Annotated in this window: 23 protein-coding genes and 1 riboswitch; of the genes, 8 read left to right on the forward strand and 15 right to left on the reverse strand. The window is 69.0% G+C overall.

Going from position 1 to position 25,907, the window contains the following annotated elements:
- A partial coding sequence (locus tag QNJ30_03750; protein MDJ0942548.1) for a PAS domain S-box protein occupies positions 1–1,397 on the reverse strand: 1,397 nt, incomplete at its 3' end.
- A 267-nt stretch (positions 1,398–1,664) separates the two neighbouring features.
- Between QNJ30_03750 and QNJ30_03755 the strand changes: the two genes are divergently transcribed.
- On the forward strand, positions 1,665–3,401 hold the full coding sequence (locus QNJ30_03755; protein MDJ0942549.1) for an HDOD domain-containing protein: 1,737 nt from the start codon (positions 1,665–1,667) through the stop codon (positions 3,399–3,401).
- Positions 3,402–3,420: 19 nt separating this feature from the next.
- On the opposite strand, the gene gcvT (QNJ30_03760) is transcribed toward QNJ30_03755, so the two are convergent.
- The 7 genes from gcvT (QNJ30_03760) to ispH form a co-directional block, all read right to left on the reverse strand.
- Positions 3,421–6,087, reverse strand: a complete 2,667-nt coding sequence (gene gcvT, locus QNJ30_03760; protein MDJ0942550.1) for a glycine cleavage system aminomethyltransferase GcvT — start codon at positions 6,085–6,087, stop codon at positions 3,421–3,423.
- Between the two features lie 187 nt (positions 6,088–6,274).
- On the reverse strand, positions 6,275–6,829 hold the full coding sequence (locus QNJ30_03765) for a nucleoside deaminase (protein MDJ0942551.1): 555 nt from the start codon (positions 6,827–6,829) through the stop codon (positions 6,275–6,277).
- A 108-nt stretch (positions 6,830–6,937) separates the two neighbouring features.
- Complete coding sequence (gene egtD, locus QNJ30_03770; protein ID MDJ0942552.1) at positions 6,938–7,918, reverse strand: L-histidine N(alpha)-methyltransferase; 981 nt, start codon at positions 7,916–7,918, stop codon at positions 6,938–6,940.
- Positions 7,918–9,216: an ergothioneine biosynthesis protein EgtB gene (egtB, locus tag QNJ30_03775; GenBank protein ID MDJ0942553.1), complete on the reverse strand. Its 1,299-nt coding sequence runs from the start codon at positions 9,214–9,216 to the stop codon at positions 7,918–7,920. Before egtB ends, egtD begins: the two co-directional genes overlap by 1 nt.
- Before the next feature lie 374 nt (positions 9,217–9,590).
- Positions 9,591–10,037, reverse strand: coding sequence for a ribonuclease HI (gene rnhA, locus QNJ30_03780; GenBank protein MDJ0942554.1), 447 nt, complete (start codon positions 10,035–10,037; stop codon positions 9,591–9,593).
- 14 nt (positions 10,038–10,051) lie between these two features.
- On the reverse strand, positions 10,052–11,014 hold the full coding sequence (locus QNJ30_03785) for a homoserine kinase (GenBank protein ID MDJ0942555.1): 963 nt from the start codon (positions 11,012–11,014) through the stop codon (positions 10,052–10,054).
- 59 nt (positions 11,015–11,073) lie between these two features.
- The gene (ispH, locus tag QNJ30_03790; GenBank protein MDJ0942556.1) at positions 11,074–12,042 is read right to left on the reverse strand and encodes a 4-hydroxy-3-methylbut-2-enyl diphosphate reductase; all 969 of its coding nucleotides are present in this window, start codon (positions 12,040–12,042) and stop codon (positions 11,074–11,076) included.
- Positions 12,043–12,172: 130 nt separating this feature from the next.
- On the opposite strand from ispH, the gene QNJ30_03795 reads away from it, so the two are divergent.
- The 4 genes from QNJ30_03795 to QNJ30_03810 all read left to right on the forward strand — a co-directional run bounded on the left by QNJ30_03795 (position 12,173) and on the right by QNJ30_03810 (position 16,752).
- The gene (locus QNJ30_03795) at positions 12,173–12,412 is read left to right on the forward strand and encodes a CDGSH iron-sulfur domain-containing protein (GenBank protein MDJ0942557.1); all 240 of its coding nucleotides are present in this window, start codon (positions 12,173–12,175) and stop codon (positions 12,410–12,412) included.
- Between the two features lie 25 nt (positions 12,413–12,437).
- Positions 12,438–12,983, forward strand: a complete 546-nt coding sequence (locus QNJ30_03800; protein ID MDJ0942558.1) for a hypothetical protein — start codon at positions 12,438–12,440, stop codon at positions 12,981–12,983.
- A 431-nt stretch (positions 12,984–13,414) separates the two neighbouring features.
- Positions 13,415–14,395 (forward strand): hypothetical protein, encoded by a 981-nt coding sequence (locus QNJ30_03805; protein ID MDJ0942559.1) that lies wholly within the window; start codon positions 13,415–13,417, stop codon positions 14,393–14,395.
- Between the two features lie 188 nt (positions 14,396–14,583).
- Positions 14,584–16,752 carry a PBP1A family penicillin-binding protein gene (locus QNJ30_03810; protein ID MDJ0942560.1) on the forward strand — a complete coding sequence of 723 codons (2,169 nt, stop codon included), beginning with the start codon at positions 14,584–14,586 and terminating at the stop codon, positions 16,750–16,752.
- Positions 16,753–16,897: 145 nt separating this feature from the next.
- On the opposite strand, the gene QNJ30_03815 is transcribed toward QNJ30_03810, so the two are convergent.
- A complete protein-coding gene (locus QNJ30_03815; protein ID MDJ0942561.1) occupies positions 16,898–17,677 on the reverse strand; it encodes an NAD(P)H-dependent oxidoreductase in 780 nt (259 codons plus the stop codon).
- A 23-nt stretch (positions 17,678–17,700) separates the two neighbouring features.
- Here QNJ30_03815 and QNJ30_03820 point away from each other — a divergent pair, with 23 nt between their 5' ends.
- Positions 17,701–18,684 (forward strand): LysR family transcriptional regulator, encoded by a 984-nt coding sequence (locus QNJ30_03820; GenBank protein ID MDJ0942562.1) that lies wholly within the window; start codon positions 17,701–17,703, stop codon positions 18,682–18,684.
- Here QNJ30_03820 and QNJ30_03825 read toward each other — a convergent pair.
- On the reverse strand, positions 18,661–19,518 hold the full coding sequence (locus QNJ30_03825) for a helix-turn-helix transcriptional regulator (protein ID MDJ0942563.1): 858 nt from the start codon (positions 19,516–19,518) through the stop codon (positions 18,661–18,663). The two genes, QNJ30_03820 and QNJ30_03825, sit on opposite strands and share 24 nt — an antisense overlap.
- 110 nt (positions 19,519–19,628) lie before the next feature.
- On the opposite strand from QNJ30_03825, the gene QNJ30_03830 reads away from it, so the two are divergent.
- The gene (locus QNJ30_03830; GenBank protein ID MDJ0942564.1) at positions 19,629–20,891 is read left to right on the forward strand and encodes an MFS transporter; all 1,263 of its coding nucleotides are present in this window, start codon (positions 19,629–19,631) and stop codon (positions 20,889–20,891) included.
- Between the two features lie 10 nt (positions 20,892–20,901).
- Here QNJ30_03830 and QNJ30_03835 read toward each other — a convergent pair whose 3' ends face one another.
- The 5 genes from QNJ30_03835 to QNJ30_03855 all read right to left on the reverse strand — a co-directional run bounded on the left by QNJ30_03835 (position 20,902) and on the right by QNJ30_03855 (position 24,295).
- Positions 20,902–21,519 carry a TetR/AcrR family transcriptional regulator gene (locus tag QNJ30_03835; GenBank protein ID MDJ0942565.1) on the reverse strand — a complete coding sequence of 206 codons (618 nt, stop codon included), beginning with the start codon at positions 21,517–21,519 and terminating at the stop codon, positions 20,902–20,904.
- 55 nt (positions 21,520–21,574) lie between these two features.
- A complete protein-coding gene (locus tag QNJ30_03840; protein ID MDJ0942566.1) occupies positions 21,575–22,057 on the reverse strand; it encodes an antibiotic biosynthesis monooxygenase in 483 nt (160 codons plus the stop codon).
- 10 nt (positions 22,058–22,067) lie between these two features.
- Positions 22,068–22,904, reverse strand: a complete 837-nt coding sequence (locus QNJ30_03845; protein ID MDJ0942567.1) for an SDR family NAD(P)-dependent oxidoreductase — start codon at positions 22,902–22,904, stop codon at positions 22,068–22,070.
- Positions 22,901–23,353, reverse strand: coding sequence for a DUF2141 domain-containing protein (locus tag QNJ30_03850; GenBank protein MDJ0942568.1), 453 nt, complete (start codon positions 23,351–23,353; stop codon positions 22,901–22,903). Before QNJ30_03850 ends, QNJ30_03845 begins: the two co-directional genes overlap by 4 nt.
- A gap of 114 nt (positions 23,354–23,467) precedes the next feature.
- Complete coding sequence (locus QNJ30_03855; GenBank protein MDJ0942569.1) at positions 23,468–24,295, reverse strand: methyltransferase domain-containing protein; 828 nt, start codon at positions 24,293–24,295, stop codon at positions 23,468–23,470.
- Positions 24,296–24,499: 204 nt separating this feature from the next.
- Positions 24,500–24,597, forward strand: a riboswitch (glycine riboswitch).
- Between the two features lie 167 nt (positions 24,598–24,764).
- Here QNJ30_03855 and gcvT (QNJ30_03860) point away from each other — a divergent pair.
- Positions 24,765–25,889 carry a glycine cleavage system aminomethyltransferase GcvT gene (gcvT, locus tag QNJ30_03860; protein ID MDJ0942570.1) on the forward strand — a complete coding sequence of 375 codons (1,125 nt, stop codon included), beginning with the start codon at positions 24,765–24,767 and terminating at the stop codon, positions 25,887–25,889.
- The last annotated feature ends 18 nt before the right edge of the window (positions 25,890–25,907 follow it).

The raw sequence follows: 25,907 nt of genomic DNA on the forward strand, positions 1-25,907 counted from the left end.
TTGCGCAGCTCGTGGCTCACCGTCGCGGTGAGCTGGCCGAGGGTGACCAGCCGTGCGCTGCGCAACAGCTCGTTGTGCGTCTTGCGCAGCTCTCGGGTGCGCTCGCTCACGAGCTCCTCGAGATGGTCCCGGTGCCGGGCCAGCTCGCGTTGCGCGAGCTTGAGCTCGGTTACGTCGGTGATGGCGGTGCATACCCCAACCACGGTGGCGGTGGCGTCGAGAAAGGGCGTTTTCTCGATCAGCACGTTGCGTCGTGATCCGGCCCCGTCCTCGAGCTCTTGCTCCCGAGCCATGACGGTGCCCGACTCGATGACCTCGCGTTCGTGGGCGCGCCGGGTCTCGGTCTGCGCCGGAGACTCCACGAGCACGTCTTCGGGCCGCTCGCCGCGGGCGCTCGCGCCGACGATGCCGTAGAGCCGCTCGTACGCCCGGTTGACCAACATGTAGCGCCCGTGCTTGTCCTTCACGCTCACCGCAACCGGCAAGCTGTTGAGGATCGCGTTGAGGCTCTCCTCGTTCTGGCGCAGCGCTTGCTCGGCGCGGCGCTGCTCGGTCACGTCGACCAGCGTGCTCAGGACCGCCGGCTCCCCCTCCCAGAGGATCCGGCGCGCGAGGTTGCGCACCGTGATGACCGAACCGTCCTTGCGCACGACGTCCACGTCGTACTGGTCCGGTGCGGGGTCGCCCGAGAGCCGCGCCTGACCATAACCACTCAGCCGCTCGTGCTCGTACGGCGCGAACACCGTTCTCATCGAGGGCAGGAACAGGATCTCCTCCGGTCCCTCGTAGCCGAGGAGCTCCGCACTCGCCCGATTCGCATACAGCGGCTTCCAGCGCCGATGCACGACGACCCCCTGGAGCGACCCTTCGATCAGCGTCCGAAAGCGCATCTCGCTCTCCCGCGCCCGCTCCTGGGCCCGTTTGAGCTCCGTGATATCGGTCCTGACGCCGACGCTGCCCCCGCTGGGCATCGGGAATTCACCGACGCGGATCCATCTCCCGCCCCTTAGCGCCTGCTCGGTCCATCCTTGTGGGTTGCGGTGAGATCGAACTCGGTCCTGAACCCAGGCCTCGATCTCATCCTCGGCCTCGAGCCCCACGCAGTGGATGGCCGCATCGCGGGCGGCCGCTTGCAGCGGCGTGCCCGGACCCCATCGCGCGCTCGCCGGGTGGTAGATCTCGAGATATCTTCGATTGCAAACGACCAGCCGTTCCTCGGCGTCGAAGATCACGAACCCGTCCGCCAGGCGCTCGATCGCTTCACGCAGCCGATGCACGGCCAGATCGACACCGCCGTCGGCCGGGTCCGCGGTATCGAGCCCCGGTGCCCGGCCGCGTCCTCCTCGCACGCCTGCCTCGCGGTGCTCGACTCCGGCCTCGTCTCGATTCACGGTCATGGCGTCCTCACTCGAACCGGTCGCACGGTCCCAATCCTCGGCCCATTCGGGCGGCGCAGCGACGTGCCCGCGCGAGCTTCGAAACCGCCACCCGTTCCCAGCTTCGGCGCGCACTCGCGGCAGCTATCATGCAACGGGGCAGACTCCACGACGTGGCCGCTCCGTTGTCAAGTGAACCGACGCGCCGGCCGATATGGGCAAGACCAAGCTGGCGCATTGGTTGGACTCGTTGCGCCCCCGTAGCCCGACCGGTGCGAGGTCAGGAATTTGAATCCTGCCGCAGAGCTGTCCGTCGCGGAACCGTCGATAGCCGATCGGCTCGGTGACATCCGGCCCTCGGACTTGCCATCCCCGCCGGAAGCGGCAATCCGGATAATCGAGGCCTGTGCCTCGAAGAGCACCGACAGTCGCAAGCTGTCGGAGATCGTGAGCACCGATCCGGGGCTGGCCGCGGAGATACTGCGCATCGTCAACTCCGCCTACTTCGGATTCGGGGGGCAGATCCGAACCCTGAGCCGAGGTATATCGATTCTCGGCGAGCGCGCGCTGAGAAATCTCGTCTTCTGCGTCGCGATTCGAGATGCCCTCGGCTCCGGGGCAGTCGAGGGCGTCGACACCGCACGCTTCTGGGAAGCGGCCCTGCACCGGGCGGTGGCGGCGCGGCTGCTCGGTGAGCGAGTCGGACTGAGCCCGGACGAATGCTTCACCGTCGGCTTGCTGCTCGACATCGGCCTGCTGGCGATGGTTTTCTCTCGCCCCGACGCGGCCCCGCTGTGGGATGCCATGCAGCGCGCCGATCCGGATTCGCGTTACGCGCTGGAGCGCGACACGTTCGGCGCCACCCACGACGACGTCGGCCACGCGCTGGTCCACGCCTGGAAGCTCCCCGAGGACTTGGCCCGAGTGCTCGGCGGGCACCATCGTGCTCGCCGTGCCGAGGACGCCGGCTCTCGGATGTGCCGCATGGCGTACTCCGCCGATTGGCTGGCTTGTATCGCGACCGCCGAGGACCGGCCCCAGGCGATGCGGCGTACCCGCCAGGTGCTGTCCAGGCTATGGGGCTGGTCGGAGGAGGCGTGCGACGAGCTGATGGCGAGCACGCTCGACAACGTCGAGCAGGCGGGGGCGGCGTTCGGGCTGCAGATAAAGAGCGACATCCGATTCGACGACGTCCTGCGCGAGGCCAATCTGGTTCTGGCGGAGGAGAATCTGACGTTCCAAGAGCTCAACTGGCGACTGCAGCACAGCCTGTCGGAGCGCGACGCGCTGGCCGAGCGGATCCAACGCGAGCTCGACAAGGCGCGGGTGATTCAGCGCAGCCTCTTACCCCTGCCCAGTCGGCCGGAGCCGCTGGAGAAACGCGCTAGCTGCCCTTTCGTCGGCATCAACGCACCGGCCCGAGAGCTCTCCGGCGATCTCTTCGACTACTTCCGGCTGCGCGACGGGCGGTACTATTTCGCGCTCGCGGACGTCTCGGGCAAGGGCATGGACGCCGCGCTGCTGATGGCGAAGACGAGCAGCCTGTTTCACTGTCTCGGCAAGCTCGTGCACGAGCCCCGCAAGCTGATGGCGTTGATCAATGCGGAGCTGTGCGAACTCTCGGTGCACGGTATGTTCGTTACCATGGCGGCGGGGCTCTACGATCCGGGCGAGCGCACCGTCGAGCTGGTCAACGCCGGTCATCCGCCGGCGCTGCTGTTCGATGCGCGCGGCGCCTCGAGCGTGGTGCCCGCCCAGGCGCCCCCGCTCGGTATCGTTCCCGGTTGTGACTATCGCACCGAGACCCGGCGCCTCGGCGAGGGATGCATGTATCTGTTCTCCGACGGCCTGATCGAGGCGCCGGCCAAGGACGGCTCGCGCCACAACTACGACGACACCGTCAAGCTGCTGCGCGACTTGTCCGAAGTGCCGGCCCGACAACGACTGGCCCGGGTCATCGGTGAGCTCGGCCGGACCCACTCGCTCAGCGACGACGACATCACGATTCTGCTGCTCGAGCCCTGACCGCCCGATTCGCCTTCGCCTAGAAGCAGTACTGCAAGGTGGCGAAGCCCGATCTCAGTTCGCCGACCTGCGACCGCCAGTGACCTTCGGGTTCCCGGCTACCGTCGCGGATGATCTCGGCGAGGAGCGTGGCGAGCGTGCCGAAGTCATCCTCTTTCATCCCGTAACGCGTCATCTCCTGCGCGCCCATCCGCACGCCGCTGGCGGCGGCGAAGCTAGGGTCGTCGTAGTAGGCCTGTGGATTGGTAATGACGTGGTTGGTCTCCAGCAGCGTCGCCAGATACTCCCCCTTGGCGCGGGCGCCGCGCAGCAACACTTGATGCGTCTCGGTGTAGTCGCAAGCAGGGTCGCCCTCGAGCACCAGCCCCTCCGCCGCCAGCCCTCTGGCGAAAGCCTTCGCATTGGCCACGACTTGTCGGGGGTACTCGTCCTTGAACTGCATCATCTCGTAGGTGGCGCCGAGCAGCCCCAGCAACGTGCCCAGATGGTGGTTGCTCACGTGCCCGGGGAACGTGCGCGATTCCACGTAGCGCCAGAAGTCCTCGAATGGATGCCCGGGGCCGATGTTGCTCAGAATGACGCCGCGTTGCGGCCCGAAGAACGACTTGTGGGTCGAGCCGGTCACGACATCGGCGCCCTCGGCGAGCGGGTCCTGAAAATAGGGCCCGAGCAGGCCCAGGACGTGGGCGCCGTCGTACATGATCAGCGGTCGTTCCGGGTTGTCGCGGCCCCATTCGTCGTGGACGAAGCCGGCGATCTCCTCGACCGGCTCCTTGTGGATGATGACGCTGCGCCCGAAGACCAGGAGCTCCGGCCGGGTCTCGGCGATCAGGCGTTTGGTCGCCTCGACGTCGATGCGATGCGGGTTGTCGTCCCGGATCGGGAAATGCTCCACCGCCGGCTGCCCGCTCTCCGGGTCCCGGGCGACGTAGTTGCGCAGCGCGCCGGTCGGCTGCGCGCTGAGGTGCCCGCCCTTGTTCAGGTCGTGGACCAGGACGCGGTTGAGGCGGCGCGGCTGTCCGCCCCGGCGATGCCGGTTCTTGAACTGCAGGAAGGCGTCATAGACCGTGTCATTCGCCATCTGCCCGCTGATCACCCGGGGCTCGACCCGCGCGCAGTCGAAGAAGGTGCGCAGCGCCGCCTTGAGTTCCTCCTCCTTCTCCATGATGAAGCCAGTGCCCTTGTAGTAGCGCACGTCCGGCGCCTCCGGGCCCAGCGCTGGCACCCGGTTGTGCTCGTTGTAGCGGCCGGCGGGATCCGCGGAGACCAGCCGGTCGACGTAGTCGGAGACGGTCTGTTCCGAGGGGATCAGGTTGATGCATTCGCGCCGCCGCCATTCGGTGTTGCCTTTCGCATCCTCGGCGAGCTGCGCGGCGAGGGCCGAGGCGTCCGCGCCCTCCAGGCTCCGGATCGCGCGCGGACCGGTGAAGCCGGTGTAGGGCCGGCCGTAGGGCGGCAGGGGCCAGAGGTTCTTTTCGACCAGCTCCGCCTCGAAGCTGTTGCCCCGGGCGTCCGCGACCTCGAGGACCACCGGCCGGTCGGTCCGATAGGCGATGGTCGAGTGCAGCAAGGCCAGGCCGATCGGCCTGAGCTCGTGGTCCTCGGCGGGTGCAGCCGTGACCCCGCCGCCCTTGAAGCGCGCGTAGGGAACGCTGCTGCCCGAGGTGACGAAGCCGACGGGCGCGCCCTCCAACAAGACCTTGAAGCCGGCGCGCAGGGGCCGGCGGGCGCCGAAGACGGCGATCGGCTGCACCAAGTGTTTCAGGCAGCGCTGCTCGACCGGCGTGTCCAGCTCTCCCCGCTTGATCCGCACGAATTCGTCGCGCTGCCGCTCCAGCTGCTCCTGTCCGATGTAACCGTCCAGACCTTCGGGGCGCACCGCGAAGGCGGCCAGGGCGTTGGCGAAGATGGGGATCTCCTGGCCCTCTGGGTCGAGGCCCAGCTCGTGGCCGTAGAGCGGCAGCCCCGCCTCCATGCGCAGCGAATCCCGGGATCCCAGGCCGCAGGGCACCGCGCCGTGACCGACCAGCTGGCCCCAGGTCGTCAGCACGCGTTCGCTGTCGACGAAAAGCTCGAAGCACATGGCCTCGCCGGTGTAGCCGGTCCGCGCCACGATCATCTGGTGGCCGTCCGCCTGCGTGACCGTCAGGCGGTTGCGCTTGTGCTCGGGCAGTGCGCCGGCGCCGATCACCTTCTCCAGGATCTCGGAGGACCGCGGTCCCTGCAGCGAGATCATCGCCAGGCGCTCGCTGATGTCCTCGAGCTCGGCGTCGAAGCTGTTGTGCGCTTGCAGCCAGTCCCAGTCCTTCGGCCGGTTCGAGGCGTTCACGACCAGCAGGAAGTCGGCCTCGTCCAGCTTGTAGAGGTAGGCGTCGTCGATCGCCCCGCCGGTCTCGTTGGCCAGGAAGCTGTACTGCGCCTGCCCCGGCGCCAGGGCGCGGGCGTTGTTGGTCAGGACCCGCAGCAGGAAGGCTTCGGCGCCCCGTCCGGTGACCCGGAAGCGGCCCATGTGGGAGACGTCGAAGAGACCGGCCTGGCGGCGCGTGGCCAGGTGCTCCTGGATGATGCCGCTGGGGTACTGGACGGGCATGTCCCAGCCGCCGAAGTCGATCATCTTGGCGCCGGCACCGACGTGCCAGTCGTGAAGTACGGTTCTCTTGAGTCCGTCCTGGCCTGCCTCCGACATCGCAGCCTCCCTCTTCGATCCGTCCAGTAAAGCGCCTCCGGTCGGGGCGCATCAAGGGCGCAGACTCGCCAGGGCTAGAGCACGATGATATGAGGTTGAAGCAACCTCATATCTGAATCGTGCTCTAATCTATTGAAGTAGAACGGGATTCAGACATGAAGCCGGATTGGCTTAGTGTCATCCCGCTCTAGCCGAGAGGGATGTCGTTCTCCGCCTTGCGGTCCTGGTAGGCCGCGGACAGCTCGGCATAGGTCCGGGTCAGCGCCTCGATCCGCGCATCGAAGCCGGCCCGGACGCCGGCCTCGCAATCGCCGATCAGCTCGGAGAGGCTGTGGGCGCTCCAGTAGGCGTTGCTGCGGGCGTAGCCGCCGGGCTCCAGGCGGAAGACCTCCTTCAGGATCCGGAGGTCGTGGGGGATGGCGAAGGCGTCCCGCGTGTCCTCGTGGCTGAAGAGGTGATGGAAGTTGTCGAAGCCGCTCCAGGTGATGGCCGAGAGGCAGAGCGGGCAGGGCTCGTGGGTTGCCAGGAAGAGGCAGTCGCGAGTGGCGGGGCGCTCGGCCTGAGGCAGCTCGTAGAAGGCCTTGAGGGCGTGGACCTCGCCGTGCCACAGGGGGTTCTCGATCTCGTTGTTGCTCTCCGCGACGACCAGGGTGAGGTCGGACTTCCGCAGGATGGCGGCGCCGAAGATCTTGTTGCCGGCGGCGACGCCGGCCCGGGTCTTGGGCAGGATGTCGCGTTCCACGACTTGAAGCAGCCGGTCGATGAGCGCGCTGTCGGACAGGACGGCCTCCTTCTGACGGCCGTCCAGTAAAGCCCGGCCGGCCGGCCCGCAGCAAGCGACGCGGCGCGCTCAGGCGGCGACTAGGTAGTGCAGGCTGAACAGACGGCGGTCGTCGACCCAGGCCTCCAGGGGCCGCCAGCCGGCAGCCTGGGCCTGGGCGCGGAAGCCGTCCAGGCTGTATTTCCGCGAGTCCTCGGTGTGGATGGTCTCGCCCTGCTCGAGGTCGAAGCTGCAGTCGCCGAGAACGATGCGCTGCCGCCGGCGACTGACCAAGTGCATTTCGATGCAGCCCCGGGCCCGGTTGTAGTGCGCCTCGTGCCGGAAACCCTCGAGGTCCAGCTCGGCGCCCAGCTCTTGGCGCATCCGCGCCAGGAGGTTGAGGTTGAAGGCGGCGGTCACGCCCTCGGGGTCGTTGTAGGCGGCGTGCAGGATCGCCTCGTCCTTCTGAAGGTCGATGCCGATCAGAAGGCCGCCGCCGGTGCCGACCAGCCCGGCGATCCGCCGCAGGAAGCGGGCGGCCTCGGCCGGCGCGAAGTTGCCCAGGGTCGAGCCCGGGAAGAAGCCGAGCCGGGCGTCCTCCGGCACCGCCTGCGGCAGGGCGAAGTCGCGGGTGTAGTCGGCGCAGACAGCGTGCACCGGCAGCCCGGGATAGTCCTCGGCCAGCTCCTGGGCGGCGCCCATCAGGTGCGCCCGCGAGATGTCGATCGGCACGTAGGCGGCGGGCGCCTGCAGGGCCTCGAGCAGGATCCGGACCTTGCGGCTCGAGCCGCTGCCGAACTCGACCAGGGTGGCCTCGGGGCCGGCCGCCTCGGCGATCTCGCCGGCATGGCGCCGCAGCAGCCCGATCTCGGTGCGGGTCGGGTAGTAGGCCTCCAGCTCGCAGATCCGGTCGAAGAGCCGGGAGCCCTGGGCGTCGTAGAAGAACTTGGCCGGGACCTGCTTCTGCGGCTGGCCGAGCCCGGCCAACACCGCGGCGCGGAAATCCTCGCCCTCGTGGCCGAGGTCGTGGAACTCCATCGACGGCGCGATCTCGGCGGTCCGGCTCCGCATCAGGCGTCCTCCGCCAGGCGCAGGCCGGTGAACTGCCAGCGCTGATGCGGATAGAAGAAGTTGCGGTAGGTCGCCCGGACGTGGCCCTCGGGGGTCACGCAAGAGCCGCCGCGCAGGACGAACTGGTTGCACATGAACTTGCCGTTGTACTCGCCGACGGTGCCTTCCGGCGGCCGGTAGCCCGGGTAGGGCGCATAGGGGCTTTGGGTCCATTCCCAGACGTCGCCGTAGACCTGCCGCAGGCCATGGCCTTGCCGTGCCGGCAGCGGGCGCATCAGGTCCGCGCCGGCGAGGTTGCCGTCGACCGGCAGCCCGGCCGCGGCGACTTCCCACTCCGCCTCGCTCGGCAGGCGCTTCCCGGCCCAGCGGGCGAAGGCCTCGGCTTCGTAGAAGCTGACGTGGCAGACCGGCGCCTCGGCCTCGAGCGGCCGCAGGCCGGCCAGGGTCATGGTCTGCCAGGCGCCGTCGCGGCGCTCCCAGTAGCCCGGCGCCTCCCAGCCTTCCCTCTGGACCGTCGCCCAGCCGTCCGACAGCCACAAGGTCGGCGTCGCGTAGCCGCCGTCCTCGATGAAGGCCTGCCACTCGCCGTTGCTGACCGCGCGCGCGGCGAGGCGGTAGGACCGCAGCAGGACCCGGTGGCGCGGGCCTTCGTTGTCGAAATGGAAGCCCTCGCCCTCGTGGCCGATCTCGTGGAGCCCGCCGTCGAAGCCGATCCAGGACGCCGCCGCCGCCCGGCCGACCGCCGCCGGGCGATAGGGCCGGTAGGCGGGCCTCAGGGGGTTGCAGGAGAAGGCGTGCAGCAGGTCGGTGAGTAGGAGCTCCTGGTGCTGCTGCTCGTGGTGGATGCCGAGCTCGACCAGGGGCGCGATTGTCTGCCAGGCCTTCGGGTCTGCCTCGGCGGCCAGGGTCTCCACCGCGGACGTGACGTGATCGCGGTAGCGTACGACCTCGGCCACCGAAGGCCGGGTCAGCAGGCCGCGCCGCGGCCGGGCGTGACGGGGCCCGGCGCCCTCGTAGTAGGAGTTGAAGAGGAAGAAGTAGTCGGGATCGAAGGCCCGGTAGTCCGCGGCGAACTTGGTCAGGATGAATTCTTCGAAGAACCAGGTGGTGTGCGCCAGGTGCCACTTCGCCGGGCTGGCGTCTTCCATCGACTGCACGACCTGGTCTTCCGGCGTCAGCCCTGCGGTCAGCGCTTCGCTGCGCCGGCGCAGGGCCTGGAAGCGCGTCATCAAAGGCGCCCGCTCGGCCTCGGCAGTGACGAGGTGAGCGGCGGAACGGGAGGTGGAGGATTTCGTCATGCGTCGTGGTCCCAGGCGATCCGTGGTTGCCGGGTTCCGCGGCGCGGCTGCCGCCGTCGCTCCGCGGGGCGATGGCCCGGGATGCTAGGCCAAGCGGCAGGGTTTGAATAGCCGTGCTCCTTTCCCGCAAAGCGAGTGTTTCCAAGGCTTTGTTGACATCGGGAAACGCTTCGGAGGCGGTCTGCACGCGTTGCGCGGTCGCGAAGCGGGCCCGGCTTGGCCCGCTCCTGTGAGGCGCGAATCCAGGTATGACCTGGCGATGGGCGGGCGCCGGTCCGGCCGGTCGGGCGACTTGGAAGGGCAGCGCCACCGGTGGCCCGGCCGTGCCCGGAGTCAACGGCCGTGGCGCAAGATCAACGGCGTTTCGGCCAGGCTCAGGACATCATCTGGCGCGCGGCGGCCTGACGGGCCAGGGCGTCGGCTCGCTCGTTCTCGGGGTGGCCGACATGGCCGCGGACCCAGTGCCATTCGACCTGATGCGGCGCCAGGGCCTGGTCGAGCCGTTGCCAGAGGTCCTGGTTCTTGACCGGCTTCTTGGCCGAGGTCTTCCAGCCGTTCTTCTTCCAGCCGTGGATCCAGCGGGTGATGCCGTCCTTCACGTAGGTGCTGTCGGTCGTGATCTCGACCCGAGAGGGCCGCTTCAGCGCCTCCAGGGCGGCGATGGCGGCCATCAGCTCCATCCGGTTGTTGGTGGTCTCGCGCTCGCCGCCGTTCATCTCCTTCTGCTCGCCGCGGAAGCGCAGGATGGCACCCCAGCCGCCCGGGCCCGGATTGCCGCTGCAGGCGCCATCGGTGAAGATCTCGACGGTATCGCTCGACACGATCAGTGTCTCCTTCAGTCAAGTCCGTAGGCGCCGGGGCCGCGGACCTCCTGGTGGAAGCGCAGCTTGCGCCGGTACTCCAGGGGATCTTTCGGCGCCACCAGGGCGCCCTCGGGATGGTTCAGCCAGTCGTAGAGCCGCGTCAGCAGAAAGCGCAGGGCGCTGCCGCGGGCGAGCAGCGGCAGGGCCTCGAGCTCGGCCTCAGAGAAGGGCCGGACCCGGCGATAAGCCTGCAGCATGAAGCGCGCCTTGGTGACGTTGAAGGCGGTGTCGGGTTCGAAGCACCAGGCGTTAAGGCAGACCGCCAGGTCGTAGGCGAAGAAGTCGTTGCAGGCGAAGTAGAAGTCGATCAGACCGGTCAGCTTCTCGCCCAGGAAGAAGACGTTGTCCGGGAAGAGGTCGGCGTGGATGACGCCTTCGGGCAGCCCGGTGGGCCATTCGGTCTCGAGGGCGGAGAGCTCGCGCTCCAGGTCGTCGGCCAGGCCGGGCTGGACCTCGTGGGCCCGCGCCCGGCACTTTTCGAGCAGGGGGCGCCAGCCGGGCAGGGAGAGGCTGTTGGCCCGGTGCCCGGCGAAATCGGCGCCGGCGAGGTGCAGCTTCGCCAGGGCGGCGCCCAGCTCGCGGCAGTGGTAGGGCTGGATCCGCTTCGGCCAAAGGCCCTCGAGGAAGGAGATCAGGGCCGCAGGCCGGCCGCAGAGCGAGCGCAGGGCCTGGCCGTCCTTGGCCGGGACCGGGGTCGGGCAGTTGATGCCCCTGGCCGCCAGGTGCTCCATCAGGCCGAGGAAGTAGGGCAGGTCCTCCGGCGCGACCCGCTTCTCGTAGAGGGTCAGGATGAAGCTGCCGCCGGTGGTGTGGAGCAGGTAGTTGGAATTCTCGACGCCCTCGGCGATGCCCTTGAAGGCGGTCACCTCGCCCAGGTCGTAATCCGCCAGGAATGCCGTGAGGTCCTCGTCGGAGACTTCGGTGTAGACGGCCATTCAAACCGGGCGTTCACATCGGGGGATTTCGGGCCGCACGGGCGGGCCGCCCGTGGCGGTCAGGCGGCCCCGCGCTGCTTCGAGGTTTCGGTCAGGACCCGGGGCAGCTTGAACTGCACGTGCTCGCGGGTGACGGTGATCTCCTGGATCGTCACGTCGAAGCGGGCGCGGCACTCGCCGACCACCTCCTCGACCAAGATCTCGGGGGCCGAGGCGCCGGCCGTGATGCCCAGGCGCTTGATGTGCTTGAGGCTCGACCAGTCGATGTCCGCCGCGCGCTGGACCAGGGCGGCGTAGGAGCAGCCGGCCTTGGTCGCGACCTCGACCAGGCGCGCGGAGTTGGAGGAATTGGGCGCGCCGACCACCAGCATGGCGTCGCAGCCTTCGGCGATCGCCTTGACCGCCTGCTGCCGGTTGGTCGTGGCGTAGCAGATGTCCTCCTTCTTCGGCTCGCGGATCTTCGGGAAGCGGCGGCGCAGGACCTCGATCACCTCGGCCGTGTCGTCGACCGAGAGGGTGGTCTGGGTGATGTAGGCCAGGTTCTCGGGGTCCGGCACTTCGACCACTTCGGCGTCCTGCGGGCTTTCGACCAGGGTGATCGAGCCGTTGGGCAGCTGGCCCATGGTGCCGATCACCTCGGGATGGCCGGCGTGGCCGATCAGGATGATATGGTGGCCGACCTTGTGGTGCCGCTCGGCCTCCCGGTGCACCTTGCTGACCAGGGGGCAGGTTGCGTCGACGTAGAAGAGGTGGCGCCGCTCGGCCTCGGCCGGGATGCACTTCGGCACGCCGTGGGCTGAGAAAATCACCGGCACGTCGTCCGGCACCTCGTCCAGCTCCTCGACAAAGATCGCGCCCTTGGCCTCCAGGGCCTCCACGACGTAGCGGTTGTGGACGATCTCGTGGCGCACGTAGACCGGCGCACCGAACTTCAGGATCGCCTGCTCGACGATCTCGATGGCGCGCTCGACCCCGGCACAGAAGCCCCGCGGGTTGGCGAGAAGGATGGTAAGCGGCTGTTTGTCCATGATCTTCCTCGTTTCGGCCGCGGCCTTGGGGGCTCTTGTGTTCGACCCGGGGCACGCTTAGAGTGCCTGCGCCCGTGCCGCGTAATCCGCCCGGACATTAATATAGTAAGGCCGATGAAGGAAGGGGAGGATGGCAGATCCGATTCCGGCGCAGAAGGCGCCGTACCAGGCCCAGATCGAGGCCGGAAAGAAGTACGCCTGGTGCGCCTGCGGGCGCAGCGCCAAACAGCCCTTCTGCGACGGAAGCCACAAGGAAACCGGCATCGCCCCAGTGGTCTTCACGGCCGAGGAAACCAAGGAGGTCTGGTTCTGCGGCTGCAAGGCGACCAAGGGCCAGCCCTATTGCGACGGCACCCATTCCACCCTCTGACAAGCGAGCCGGCAGCCCACCCGCGATGACTCCACAGCCACGTCCCCGGGCCACCGGCCGGCGCGTTCTCCTCGCCGTCATGGGCGCGGCGGGCGTCCTGCTCGCCGCCTGCACCGTCAAGGATACCCGCCCGCCGCCCTGCCCGGTCGTGGTGGTGGTCAAGGACGCCGGGCGCCTGACCCGTTTCGAGGGCAGCGGCCGGGACCTGACCGACGTCGTCTTCGAGACGACCATCAGGAACGCCGACGTGGCCTGTGCCTACGGCGACAACGAGGTCGAGGCCGGGTTGCGCCTGCTCTTCGCGACCACCCGGGGGCCGGCGGACACCTCGCGCAAGGTCGAGTTCAGGTACTTCGTCGCAGTCGCCGACCGGGAGCAGAACATCCTGGCGCGCGAGGAGTTCGACCTGGCGGCGGAGTTCCCGGGCAACCGGACCGAAATCCTGCAGATCGACGAGATCGACCCGACCATTCCGCTGCGCGAAGGTGAGAACGGTGCTGACTATGTCGTCTACATCGGCCTGGTGCTGTCGCGCGACGAGGTGGAGTACAATCGCCGCACCTCGCGCTGAGGCCATTCTGGGCCTTTCCGTCGGGGCCGCGGCGGGCCTCTGGGGATTTCCCTTATAAGTAGATGAGTCCTTGTTCCGCTTTTCGGGGAGCCTGACCGCTGCATCCCAGGGAATGCGGGACTTTCGGGGTCTCCGCAAAATCTGCCGCAGCCGCTCTGTAGGCCCGCAGAATCCAAAAAACATTACACATTTTTAATCGAATCTATCCCGCTGGGGTGAGAATTCGCACGCCCGATGCGCTCGGATGCGGGCTAGAGAGAAGCCATAACGAGGCCTGGTCGTTGCGACTATGGCTAGAAAAATGATCCCCTCCCGATCTCCTAGGAAGGTATCCGGCAACCGACTGCGATCGCCCGGACTCTGCGGTGTTCCGGGTGCCGAGCCGCCGGTCGAGGTGACCGGCGGCAGCCATAGAGAGACAGGAGTGAACCATGTACCGATTGAAACACGCAGTGATCGCCGCCGCCCTGGCCCTGCCCATGGCGACGGCGGCCTCCGCCCAGGAAGGCGGCTTCCTGACCCAGAACGAGAGGGCCTTCCGGCTGGAGCAGGCCATCGAGCGCAAGTTCGAGCCGACCTTGGCGTTCAAGGAGGCCGAGCACGTCATCAACGGCGTCGCCCTGCGCAACAGGATTGCCGGGACCATCCACCTGCGGGGCGTGCCGCAGGACCGTCGGGTGCTCAGGGCGCTGCTTTATTGGAACTTCTCCAACCAGGAAGCCGAGGGCCGGGACGCCCTGCCGATTCTCTTCAACGGCAACAACGTCCGGGGCCAGAAGGTCGCCGACAACGCCGATCCCTGCTGGGGCCTCGTCGGCAACCACAGCTACCGGGCCGACGTCACGCGCTTCGTTCCGCAGGCCGATCCGAACCAGGACTACCGGGTGGTGCCGGTCTTCAACGAGGACAGCTCGACCACCGGACAGAACCCCTGGCGTAATCCCGAGGCCCAGGATCGACGCCTTGAGGGCGCCTGGCTGGTCGTGATCTACAATAGCGCCGAGAACCCGCGGGGCGTGGCGATCTACGACGACCTCAGCGGCACGACCTCGATCGGCCAGGACCTGGCGTTCTTCTTCGCCCATCCGGGAATCGGGCCGGACTACGCCGGGCTGTTCAGCCTGGCCGGGGCCGACGGCCAGCGCGGCGCCGGCAACGACAACCTTGCGGCCAACGAGCGGACCTTCTTCAACGGCAACCAGATCGCCGGTCCCTTCGACCCCGACAACCCGCCCTTCCCGGTGCCGCTCAGTGCCAGCGACTGGGACGGCAGCGACGGCTGGCCGCTGAACCAGCTCGCCGACACTCATACCCATCAGGTCGAGCTGCGGGACGGCGGGTCCGAAGTGAAGTACCTGATCCCGGGCGACTGCGTGACTCCGGTGGCCTTCGTCATCGAGGGATCGCTGTAGCCTGCGACCCGCAGCGTCAGGGCCGGGACAGGTCTCCGATCTGACCGGACAGGCCCCGCCGCGGCCTCCCGCGGCGGGGCCGCTGTCCTTGCCTCTTTCCGGCCAGATTTCGCCTTGATTCTCGGGAGGCGTCGCAAAGGGGGCCGCCGGCCCCCGGCATCGGCACGCAGCTTGAGGGGATGTCGAAGGTGCCTGTTCCGCAGCGCCAAGGGCGTTTGGATCTCCAGGGCTTGGCCAAGGGCCTTGCCGAGAGACTCGGCCGGGCGCGGCTTCTGGACCTCTGGCGCGGGCTCGAGGTCGGACCGGCCTGCCGGCGCCTGAGCGCGCGCCTGGCGGCCGCCGGCCGCGGCCTGCTCCGAGGCCGTTCCGGCCGCGGCGACGCGCCCTGGCCGATGAAAGGCGCGGTCGACCCCGCCCCCGAGGCGCCGCCCTCCCGGCAGCCGCGCCGCTTCCGCCGCCCCGGTGTCAAGAACCTGGTCATCGCTGGCCTCGGCAGCGCCCTCGCGGTCCTGCTCCTGCTCGGCTACCACGCCTTCAACCTGCCCTTGCCGGAGGACTTCGCCGAGGATTCGCGCGGGCTCTCCCTGCTGCTCAAGACCGCGGAAGGTGAGACCTTCGCCAGCCGCGGCCGCTTCGAGGGCGACCGCCTGACCATCGACGAGTTGCCGGACGACCTGATCAAGGCCGTGGTGGCGATCGAGGACCGCCGCTTCTACGACCACGGCGGCGTCGACCTGCGGGGCCTGCTGCGGGCCGCCTTGATCAACCTTCGGGCCGGCGAGATCCGCCAGGGCGGCAGCACCATCACCCAGCAGCTGGCCAAGCTGATCTTCCTGTCGCCGGAGCGCACCCTCGAACGCAAGATCCAGGAACTGATGCTGGCGCTCTGGATGGAACGCCGCCTCGACAAGGACCGGATCCTCGCCCTCTACCTCAACCGGGTCTACTTCGGCGCCGGGGCCTACGGGGCCGATGCCGCCGCCCGGCGCTACTTCGGGAAGGCGGCCAAGGCGCTAAGCCTGGCCGAAGCGGCCATGCTCGCCGGACTGGTCAAGGCGCCTTCGCAGCTCGCTCCGACCCGCGACCTGGAGACCGCCCGGCGCCGCGCCGGCCTGGTCCTGGAGGCCATGCTGGACGCCGGCTTCATCGACGGCGCCCGCTACCGCGAGGCGCGCGACGCCCCGGCCGAGCTCGCGGTCCTGCCCGAGGCGCCGGCGGGGGCGGGCTACTTTGCCAACTGGGTCGAGGCCGAGGCCCGCGGGCTGCTCGGCGGACTTTCCGGCGACGTGGTGGTGCGCACCACCCTGAACCCGGGGCTGCAGCGCCTCGCCGAGTCAGTGGTTGCCCGGCGCCTGGAGGCCGAGGGCGAGGCGCGCAACGTCGGCCAGGCGGCCCTGGTCGCAATGACCCCAGACGGCGCCGTGCTGGCCATGGTCGGCGGCCGCGACTACGCCACCAGCCAGTTCAACCGCGCGACCCAGGCCCGGCGCCAGCCCGGCTCGGCCTTCAAGCTCTTCGTCTTCCTGGCGGCGCTGGAGGGTGGCATGTCGCCGCGCCAGCGCATCGAGGACGCGCCGATCACGGTCGAGGGCTGGTCGCCGCGCAACTACGACGGCCGCTTCCACGGTCCGGTCACCCTGGAGGAGGCCTTCGCCCGCTCCTTGAACACCGCGGCGGTCCGGGTCTCGGAGTCGACCGGCCGCCGGGAGGTCGTCGAGACCGCCCGCCGCCTGGGCCTGTCGAGCCGCCTGGAGGCCACGCCCAGCCTCGCCCTCGGGACCTCGGAGGTGAGCCTGCTCGAGCTGACCGGCGCCTACGCGACCCTGCCGAACCAGGGTTTCGCGGTCCGCCCCCAGGGCATCCTGGAGATCCGGGAATCCTCCGGCCGCGCGCTCTACCGCCGCCAGCAGGGCGGCGGGACGCCGGTGGTCGCGCGGCGCGACGCCACCGCGATCGACGGCATGCTGCGCGCCACCGTGGAGTGGGGCACCGGCAAGGCGGCGCAGTTCGATTGGCCGGCCGCCGGCAAGACCGGCACCAGCCAGGACTCCCGCGACGCCTGGTTCATCGGCTACACCGCGAACCTGGTGGTCGGGGTCTGGACCGGCAACGACGACGCGACGCCGATGCAGGGCGTCACCGGCGGCGCCCTGCCGGCCCAGATCTGGCGCGACTTCGCTTCCCGCGCCTACGCCGAGGGCCTCCTCCCCCCGCCGGCGACCCGCAAGCGCATCGCCGCCACCGAGGAGCCCCGCTCCTGGTCCGAGCCGGCGCCGCGCAAGACCAAGCGGCGCAAGACCGGCGTGGAGCGCTTCTTCAAGCGCCTGGAAAAGTCGATCAACTCGCTCTTCGACTAGGGCTTCTTCGTTGACGGCCGAGAAGGATCCGACGTTTGTTCAAAGCCGGTGAGCGACCCTTACTGGACGTTCGCACGACCTTCCTTGGCAGGCCGAACTCGGGCCCGAAGTCGACCCCTCCAGTGAGCAGTCGGCGGGAAGGGGTTTAACCTGGAGTGCCCGTCGGTCCGCCTGGAACCGGGCGCTCATCTCGTACGCCATCCGGCTTCCGCTGACCTCCTTCGTCCCAATCTTCCCATCCGGGAAAGGAAAGCGGCTTGATCTGCTCAAGTTCCTTCAGCCGCCGCCGCCATTCTGCCTTGTAGCTCTCGAGCTGCTGATTGGCTCGGGCTTCCTCCTGATAGGCATAGCCGTGTCCCTGCACTCCGAACGCAAGAAACGGCGGCAGCACGGCAAATCCCATGTAGTGGAGCGAGTATTGAATCGGCCACAGAAGCTGGTCGATGTCGCCGCCGCGACCGCCGGGCCCCATGACCGCGGCGGGCGCACCGGTCGTTACCGAGCAGATGGCGCGTTTGCCGCGGAAGTATCCGCGGTCGTAGCGCATGGTGCTGGTATAGAGCCCCCCATTGACAAAGACTCTGTCGAACCAGCCCTTCAGCATGGCCGGTTGCGAATGCCACCAAAGGGGAAACTGGAGCACCACGAGGTCGGCCCGCTCCAGCCGTGCGATTTCTCGTTTCACCTCTGCCGGCAAGCTCTCGGTCTTGCTGGCATGGCATTGTTCTGCGAGTGCCGAAAAGCAGCCGGGGTCTTCACGATTCCTGTAGTGGTCCGGCTTCTCGACCGGGTCGAAGCGCTCACCGTAGAGGTCGGAGACTTCGACGCTATGGCCCAGGCGCCGCAGCGAGTGAACCGCCAATTCCTTGAGCGCGGAATTGAAAGAGAGCGGTTCCGGATGGCAGTGGACGATCAGGATGTGCACAGCCTGGCGCTCCTCGACGGTACTTGCAGTTGCTGGCAACCAGGATAGGCTGTTCGCTGAAGAACTGTAATTTACCAAAAACGGCGATCTACTTTGCAAGAATGAACAGGCGGCTGGTTTGGGATGATCTCTGGCTGGTCCTTGCGGTCGTCGAGGCCGGCACGCTTTCAGGGGCGGGGCGCAGGCTGGAACTGAGTCATTCGACCGTGTATCGGCGTCTGGGCGAGATCGAAAAACGGTTGGGCGTCAAGCTGTTCGACCGATCGAGGGCCGGCTATGCGGCGACCTTGGCTGGAGAAGAGGTTGCAACGGCGGCACGGCGGATCCAGACAGAGGTTCTGGATGTAGAACGCCGCGTTGTGGGACGGGACCTTCGGCCGTCAGGAACGGTGCGCGTGACCACGACCGATACGCTTTTGGTCGGTCTGCTATCCCCGATCTTCTCCGAGTTTCGCAAGGCCTACCAAGATATCTCATTGGAGATCGCAGTTTCGAACGAGATCTTCAGCCTGTCGAAACGTGAGGCTGACGTAGCGGTCCGTCCCTCTATCGCACCTCCGGAGACCCTTCTCGGGCGCAAGATCGGCACCATTGCTCAGGCGATCTATGGCCGGAAGGATCGCATCCCGGAGAATGGAAGCGATCTGAACAAACGCTCCATGTCATGGGTGGGGCCGGACGAGCGCATGGGCTACCGGATGCTGGAACGATGGATGGCCGATGAAGAGCTGGGCGACAATTGCCAATACCGCGTGGATACACTTTTCGGAATGTTTGCCGCGGTCAGAGACGGGGCCGGCCTCGCAGTCCTGCCATGCTACTTGGCCGACGGCGACCAGCGGCTGATGCGCTTCGGGGAGGCGATTCCCGCGCTGTCGACCGATCTCTGGCTCCTGACGCACCCGGATCTGCGCAGGACGGCACGCATCCAAGCGCTTTTGCGTTTCTTGGCCAATGCGGTGAAGGATCGCAGCGCGTGGCTCTCAGGACGTGCCGGCCAGCCGTGACGGATGGCCGCCTTTGCAACTAGTGGACCTCGAAAGCGCTCTCGGGACCGGTTGCTCGATCGACACCCTGGAGGGCGTTGCGCCCATCACCTTGGCGAAGGCGGCGGAGAAGGCGCTGGCGCTGCGGTAGCCGTGCCGGGCCGCGATGCGCGGAATCGGCTCGCCCCGGGACAAGGCCTCGAGCGCAGCGTGGAAGCGGACGCGCTGGCGCCAGCGGTTGAAGCTCATCCCGAGCTCGCGCGCGAACAATCGGGCCAGGGTGCGCGACGAGGCGCCGGCGACCGCCGACCAGCCCTCCAGGGTCCGGCGGTCCGAGGGGTCGGCGAGAAGCTCGGCGCAGAGCCGCTGCAGCCGCGCATCGCGCGGCAGCGGGACGTGGAGCGACAGCTCCGGCGCCCGGGCGATCTCGTGCTCGATCATGCGGGCGAGCAGGGCGCCGCGGCTGTTCGCCTCGTAAACGACCGGCTCCTCGCTGAGCGCGAGGATCAATTCCCGCAACAGGGCCGAGACCGCGACTACGCAGAGGGCGCGCCGCGGCTCGGGACCCGTCGAGGCGTCGATGTAGAGGGTGCGCATCTCGACGTCGCCGTGCATGCCGACTGCGTGGGGCGTTCCGGCGGGGATGTAGACGGCGCCCTCCGGCGGCACGACCCAGGCCTCGGCCTCGGTCCGCAGGCGCATGACGCCGCGGATCGCATAGAGCAGCTGGTCGCGCGCGTGCGCGTGGAGCGGGATGACGTCGCCGTCGGCGAAGTTCTTCGACATCGCCCCGATGGCCTGGGGCAGGTCCTGATAGTCCCGGGGATCCGTGCTCCGTTTTGTATGGCCGGCCATAGCCCTCGCGGCCCCCTGTGCGATTTGTCAGATTCGCGACGACAATTGGCATGACATCGTATTTCGGACAAGGGCAAAGTCGGCCTGCAAAGCCGAGTGATGGGGCCGTCATGAACCGGGACCGGGCATATTTCCTGCTGCTCAACATCGGGCACTTCCTGGACCACCTCTTCACCTTGATCTTCGCGACGGTGGCGGCCCTGGCGCTGCATCGCGAATGGCAGGTCGGCTACGCCGAGCTTCTGGTCTACGCGACGCCCGGATTCTTCGCCTTCGGTGTCTTCGCGCTGCCGGCCGGCTGGCTGGCCGACAGGTGGAGCCGCGACGGCATGATGTGCGTCTTCTTCCTCGGCATCGGCCTGGCGTCGATCGCCACCGGCCTGGCCCAAACCCCGCTGCAGATCGGCCTCGGCCTCTTCGTGATCGGGGCCTTCGCGGCCATCTATCACCCGGTCGGTCTCGCCATCGTCACCCTGAGGTGGCGCGATACCGGGATGCGGATCGCCGTGAACGGGGTCTGGGGCAACCTGGGCGTCGCCTGCGCGGCCCTGATCACCGGCTTCCTGATCGACCATGGCGGGTGGCGCATGGCGTTCTTCGTTCCCGGCGCCTTCTCGATCGCCGTGGGGCTGGCCTACGCCGGTCTGCGCCGGGACAGCCTGTCCGACGAGCGGAGAGAGCCGAAGGCGCAAGGCGCTGCCGGTCGCGCGCCTGCGGCCGCCGCCTACCGCGCTCTGCTGCTGCGGGTTTCCGCGATCGTGTTCCTGACCGCCGCCCTCGGATCCCTGATCTTCCAGTCGACCACCTTCGCGCTGCCCAAGATCTTCGACGAGCGCCTACAGGGATTGGCGGGGGCGCTATCGGCCTGGACCGAGGACGCCGCCGCATCCGGCCAGGGCGACGTGGCGACGGCGGTCGGCGCGCTCGCCTTCGTCGTCTTCGCGGTCGCCTCGCTCGCCCAGCTCGTGGTCGGCGGCTTGCTCGACCGCGTCGGCCCGCGGCCGGTGTTCCTCGCCGTGGCGGCGCTGCAGCTGGTCTTCTTCGCGCTCATGCCGGGGTTGACCGACGGTTTGGCGCTCGCCGTGGCCCTGGGCTTCATGCTGGGCGCCTTCGGCCAGATCCCGATCAACGACTTCATGATCGGCAAGATGGCGAGCGGCCCCTTCAGAGCCCGCATCTACGCCGCCCGGTACGTGGTGAGCTTCACCGTCCTGGCGCTCTCCCTGCCGCTGATTGCCTTCGTCTACGACACCTGGGGCTTCGATACCCTGTTTCGCATCCTGGCCGCCACCGCCCTCTTGGTGCTCGCGGCCGTCGCGGCCCTTCCAAGACGCCTTCCGACGCCGGAGGCCGCCGCCCTCGCCGCCGAGTAGGGGCGGCGTCTCAGCCCTCGTCCCGCTCCAGCGCCTGGCCGATGCGCGCGACCAGGTGCGCGGCCGCCGCCTCGACCACGTCGGGGGGCAGCTCGAGGGTCTGCGCGGCGCGGGACTGGAGGATGCGGGCAAGGCCGTGGACGCCGGACCATACGAAGAGCGCGTCGAGGGCGACCGCGGACTCCGAGGCCGGCGCGCCGGCCCGGGCCGAGAGCCGGGTGAGGCAGTCGTTGAGCAGGGCGAAGGCGTGCCTGGCCTGGCGCATCATGTCGGGATGCTTCTTCAGGTCGGGCAGCAGGTCGCCGAACATCAGGCGGTACTGCAGGGGATGGGCCCGGGCGTAGTCGAGGTAGGCCCGGCACATCCCGGCCAGATCGTCCTGCGGATCGGCGCGGCGCGGCCGCGCGTCGAGATGCCGGGCGAAGGACTCGAAGGCTCGGGCGACGATCTCCGCCAGGATGTGATCCCGGCTCGGGAAGTGCTTGTAGGGCGCTTGGTGCGAGACCCCGAGGCGGCGGGCGACCTCGCGCAGGCTCAGGGCTTCGACGCCCTCGGCCTCGATGATCGCCAGGGCCTCGTCGAGGCAGGCCTCGCGCAGATTCGCCGGTTTGCTCCTGGTCGCGGCCATCTGCGGCAGACTAGTCTGGCGTCCCGGTTCCGTCGAGCGGGCCGCCGGACCGGGCTCAGCCGCAGGGCGCCGCCTGGGCCTCGAAGAGCGCGAGGGCGCGGTCCCAGGCGACCGGAACTTCGTCGCGGGCGACCTCCAGGCGGGCGAAGCGGGCGCAGGCCAGCGCGCCCAGGGCCTCGCGGATCGCCGCCTGGTGAATGTCGCTCTCGACGAAGGCGGCGAGGCTGGCTTCATCGGTCCAGACGGTCATGGTCCAGGCCTGCTTGCCGAGCAGCTCCCGCCGCAGGGAATAGCCGACGAAGCCGGGGCGTTCCGGCAGGCTGGCTTCCACCTCGAAGACGTAGTCCCAGAAGGTCGCGCGGCGCGCGCCGTCGTCGCGCAGCACCGCCTTGGTGACGGCGACCACGAGCCGGCCTTCCCCGTCGACCGTCACGCCGTCGCGGCGGTCGTAGCCGGGGCCCTGGAACGGAGTCGATATGGCGCAGCCGCCCAGGCCGAAGACGGAGAGCAGCGCGAGGGTCACGGCGAACCTGCCCACGTCACGGCCCTCACGCGCCCTGCAGGCGGTGCTTGGTCATGCCCCGCATGACCTGCGCGAGGATCCGGGTTCGGGCCCAGCGGGGCAGGCCAACCATCGAGCCCTCCAGGCACTTGGCCAGCCAGCCCGGGCGGACCGTGGTCCGCCGGCCCAGCGCGTCGAGGGTGGCCTGGGCGATGTCCTTCGGTCTCTGACCCATCCCCATCCTCATGCCGGCCCGGGCCGCGAAGCCGCTGTGGATCGGCCCGGGCGCACAGGCCAGGACGTCGATGCCCAGGGGCGCCAGCTCCAGGTGCAGGCCCTCGGCCAGGGTCTGGACGTAGGCCTTGGTCGCCGCGTAGTTGGCGGCCAGCGGCACCCCCTGGAAGGCGAGAAGCGAGCTCATCAGGATCAGGCCGCCGCGCTTCCGCGCTGCGAAGTCCCGGGCGAAGGCTTTGCATAGCCCCAGTACGGCCCGGCAGTTGACGTCGACCATGTCGAGCTCCGCCTCGCCGTCGGACTCGAGAAAGCCGCCCGAGGTGCCGAATCCGGCGCAGGCGACCAGCAGCCCGACCTCGAGCTCGGCGGTCGCCGCGGCGACGGCCTCCAAGGATTCCGGCGCGCCGAGGTCGAGGGCGAGGATCCGGGCCTCGATGCCGTGCCGGGCGGCGAGTTCGGCCGCGATTCGCTCCAGCTTCGGCCGCCGGCGCGCGACCAGGACCAGGTCCAGTCCGGCCTGCGCGAGACAGGCGGCCATCTCCCGGCCGATGCCGTCGGAGGCGCCGGTGACCAAGGCCCAGGGGCCGTAGCGGCCACGCAGGCCGTTGCCGCCCGCCGGTGGCCGGGGCGCGGCCTGCAAGGAGGTCATTCCGCGACCTCCACCGGGACCCGAAGCGTCGCGCCCGGGCTCAGCTCGACCGCGGCTTCCTCGAAGCGCGGCGCGCGCAGCATCGGGCGCACGTTGTTGGTCACGCCCCAGGGCTCGGTCGGGATGCCGAGGAAGTTGGTGTCGGTGCGCTGGTTGCCGTTGAAGTCGTGGGACACCGCGACGGCGTAGGCGCCCGGCGCCAGGCCGTCGAAGCTGCATTCGACGCCGCCGGGCCGGGCGGCCTGCCATTGCACCGTCGCCAGGGAGTCGTCCATCGGGAAGCCTTCGGGACCGCGGTAGAGGGCGCAGCCGATCTCGCCGCCCTCGGCCTCGATGCCGGTGACCACGACGGTGATCGCTTCGGCGCGGACTGGCGCGCCCGTGGCGAAGACTAGTCCGGAGATTGCGATGATGGGGCCAAGGGCCCGGCCGAAGGCGGGGAGGGGCATGGCTTCAGCTCCTAAGTTGACATTGTCAACCAAGATAACCGAGAAGGTAGACAGTGTCAATTTCGCTTGGGCAGGTTCCCTTCGGCGGTCCCCGAAGGCTTCCGGGCGACGGCGTTACTTGCGGGCGATGATCTCGACCGGGGCGATGCGGCCGGCGCCGATGTTCTCGACCATGTTCTTGATCTTTTCCGCGCCGCTCGCGCCCATCAGGACGTGCAGGCCCAGGGGCGGCGGCCCTCCGGCGGCGGCGATCCTGGCCCTGAGCTCGGCGAAGAAGTCGAGGGCGAAGTCGCGCCGGTTCCGCTCCGCGGTGACCGCGAAGCCGGCCGCCGCCAGCGCGCGCTTGTAGGCTTCAGGCGCCGCGACGGCGCTGGTCTCGGCGGTGCTCGCCCAGGGCACCGGGAAGACCAGTTCGCCCTCGCCCAGGCGCATGACGTCGTAGACGCCGAAGGTCGCGCCGGGCCTGAGCACGCGGAAGACCTCGGCGAAGAGGCTCTCCTTGTCCGCGATGTTCATGCCGACGTGCATCATGTAGGCGGCGTCGAAGCCCGCGTCGTCGAAGGGCATGTCGAGGGCGCTGCCCTCGTGCAGGGCGATTCGGTCGTCCAGGCCGACCCATTCACAGAGCGTCCGGCCGGTCTCGACGTACTCCGTGGTCAGGTCGATACCGATCACCCGGCAGCCGAAGCGGCTCGCCGTGAAGCGCGAGGCCCCGCCGAGGCCGCAGCCGACGTCCAGCACCTCGCCCTCGGCGTCGAGCGGCAGCTGGCTCAGGAAGTCCTCGGAGGCTTGGCGCCCGCCGATGTGGAACTCGTCGACCGGCGCGAGGTCTTCGACCGAGACCGTCTCGGGCGTCTTGCCCAAGGCCTCGAGACCCTCCCGGATGGCGGCCAGAAGTGCGCCGTGCGTGTAGTGCCCCGCGACGGCAGGCTCTCCGGACATGCGCTGTCTCCCCTTTAGGTCTGGCAGATGCCGCCATGGTGATCTCCTTAGTCCGCGGTGCAATCCCCAATCTCGGTGACGCCGTGAAGGCGGGCCGTTTCGCCGTCCGCGACCTCGCCGGTTGACTTTCCGCGCCCAGGGCCTAGGGTTCCCGCAACGGGCCGGCTCGCCAGGCCGGCCCGGGATTGAAGCTTACATAGCCGTTAATCCCGAGCGGGAGAGATCCGGTCCGCAGTGGCGGATCGGGCGCCGAAGGAGCAACCGCCCCGGAAACTCTCAGGCCCAGGGACCGCTCGGGTTAGGCACTCTGGAAAGCAGGCAGGGCCGCAGGCGCTGCCTCACCGAAGGGTGAAAGCCGGATCACGGCCCGGAACCGGGCCGCCGGTGAAATCTCTCAGGTCCGACGACAGAGGGGGCAGGCAGGCCGTCGAGGCAGCGGCCCGCTGCGCGTCTGTCGGAGGACCGGATCTTGAGCGTCACCGTCGAAGAGCTGAAGCGGACACCGCTCCACGGGCTGCACCTGGAGCTGGGCGGCCGCATGGTGCCCTTCGCGGGCTACGCCCTGCCGGTGCAATATCCGGCCGGTATCATGGCTGAGCACCGGCAGGTCCGCAGCGCCGCCGGCCTCTTCGACGTCTCCCACATGGGCCAGGTGACGATCACCGATGCGGGGGACGGCGCGGATGCCGCCGCGGCCCTGGAGGCCCTGGTCCCGGCCGACGTCCAGAACCTGTCGCCGGGACGCAGCCGCTACAGCTTCTTCACCAACGCCGCCGGCGGCATCCTCGACGACCTGATGATCACGCGGAGCGAGGACGGTCTCTCCGTGGTGGTCAACGCCGCCTGCAAGGCGGCCGACTTCGCCCACCTTCGGGCCGGCCTGGCCGGCCGCGCCGAGGCCCGCATGGACGAGACGGCCGGTCTGCTGGCCCTTCAGGGGCCGGCGGCCTCCGAGGTGCTGGGCCGCCTTGCGCCCGAGGTCGCCGGCATGGCCTTCATGACCCGGATCGAGGTCGAGCTGGAGGGAGCGCCCTGCCAGGTCAGCCGCGCCGGCTACACCGGCGAGGACGGCTACGAGATCGCCGTGCCCGGCGCGGCGGCCGAGGCCCTGGCCAAGCGGCTGCTGGCCGAGCCCGAAGTCGGGCCGGTCGGTCTGGGCGCGCGGGATTCCCTGCGTCTCGAAGCCGGGCTCTGCCTCTACGGCCAGGATATCGACGAGACCACCACGCCGGTCGAGGCCGGCCTGACCTGGGCGATCCAGAAGCGCCGTCGCGAGGAGGGCGGCTTCCCCGGCGCCGAGGTCATCCGGCGCCAGCTCGCCGAAGGCCTGACGCTGCGCCGGGTCGGCCTCCGCCCCGAGGGCCGGGTGCCGGTGCGCGAGGGCGCGGCGCTGCAGGACGCTGAGGGCGCGGCGGTCGGCCGGGTGACCAGCGGCGGCTTCGGCCCCAGCGTCGGGGCGCCGGTCGCCATGGGCTACCTCGACACCAGGCTGGCGGCCCCCGGCGCGGTTGTGACCGCCCTGGTGCGCGGCCGGGCGATGCCCTGTCGGGTCGCCAAGCTGCCCTTCGCGCCGCACAGATACTATCGAGGCTGACGACAAGAACTGGGAGAC

It is taken from the genome of Kiloniellales bacterium (assembly GCA_030066685.1).
Taxonomy (GTDB): domain Bacteria; phylum Pseudomonadota; class Alphaproteobacteria; order Kiloniellales; family JAKSBE01; genus JAKSBE01.

Coding starts and splice junctions, on each gene's coding strand:
- gcvT (MDJ0942550.1), bottom strand. CDS start 6,087: ATGTCGGAGGCAGGCCAGGACGGACTCAAGAGAACCGTACTTCACGAC.
- egtD (MDJ0942552.1), bottom strand. CDS start 7,918: ATGCGGAGCCGGACCGCCGAGATCGCGCCGTCGATGGAGTTCCACGAC.
- egtB (MDJ0942553.1), bottom strand. CDS start 9,216: ATGACGAAATCCTCCACCTCCCGTTCCGCCGCTCACCTCGTCACTGCC.
- QNJ30_03785 (MDJ0942555.1), bottom strand. CDS start 11,014: ATGGCCGTCTACACCGAAGTCTCCGACGAGGACCTCACGGCATTCCTG.
- ispH (MDJ0942556.1), bottom strand. CDS start 12,042: ATGGACAAACAGCCGCTTACCATCCTTCTCGCCAACCCGCGGGGCTTC.
- QNJ30_03795 (MDJ0942557.1), top strand. CDS start 12,173: ATGGCAGATCCGATTCCGGCGCAGAAGGCGCCGTACCAGGCCCAGATC.
- QNJ30_03800 (MDJ0942558.1), top strand. CDS start 12,438: ATGACTCCACAGCCACGTCCCCGGGCCACCGGCCGGCGCGTTCTCCTC.
- QNJ30_03805 (MDJ0942559.1), top strand. CDS start 13,415: ATGTACCGATTGAAACACGCAGTGATCGCCGCCGCCCTGGCCCTGCCC.
- QNJ30_03825 (MDJ0942563.1), bottom strand. CDS start 19,518: ATGGCCGGCCATACAAAACGGAGCACGGATCCCCGGGACTATCAGGAC.
- QNJ30_03830 (MDJ0942564.1), top strand. CDS start 19,629: ATGAACCGGGACCGGGCATATTTCCTGCTGCTCAACATCGGGCACTTC.
- QNJ30_03835 (MDJ0942565.1), bottom strand. CDS start 21,519: ATGGCCGCGACCAGGAGCAAACCGGCGAATCTGCGCGAGGCCTGCCTC.
- QNJ30_03845 (MDJ0942567.1), bottom strand. CDS start 22,904: ATGACCTCCTTGCAGGCCGCGCCCCGGCCACCGGCGGGCGGCAACGGC.
- QNJ30_03850 (MDJ0942568.1), bottom strand. CDS start 23,353: ATGCCCCTCCCCGCCTTCGGCCGGGCCCTTGGCCCCATCATCGCAATC.
- QNJ30_03855 (MDJ0942569.1), bottom strand. CDS start 24,295: ATGTCCGGAGAGCCTGCCGTCGCGGGGCACTACACGCACGGCGCACTT.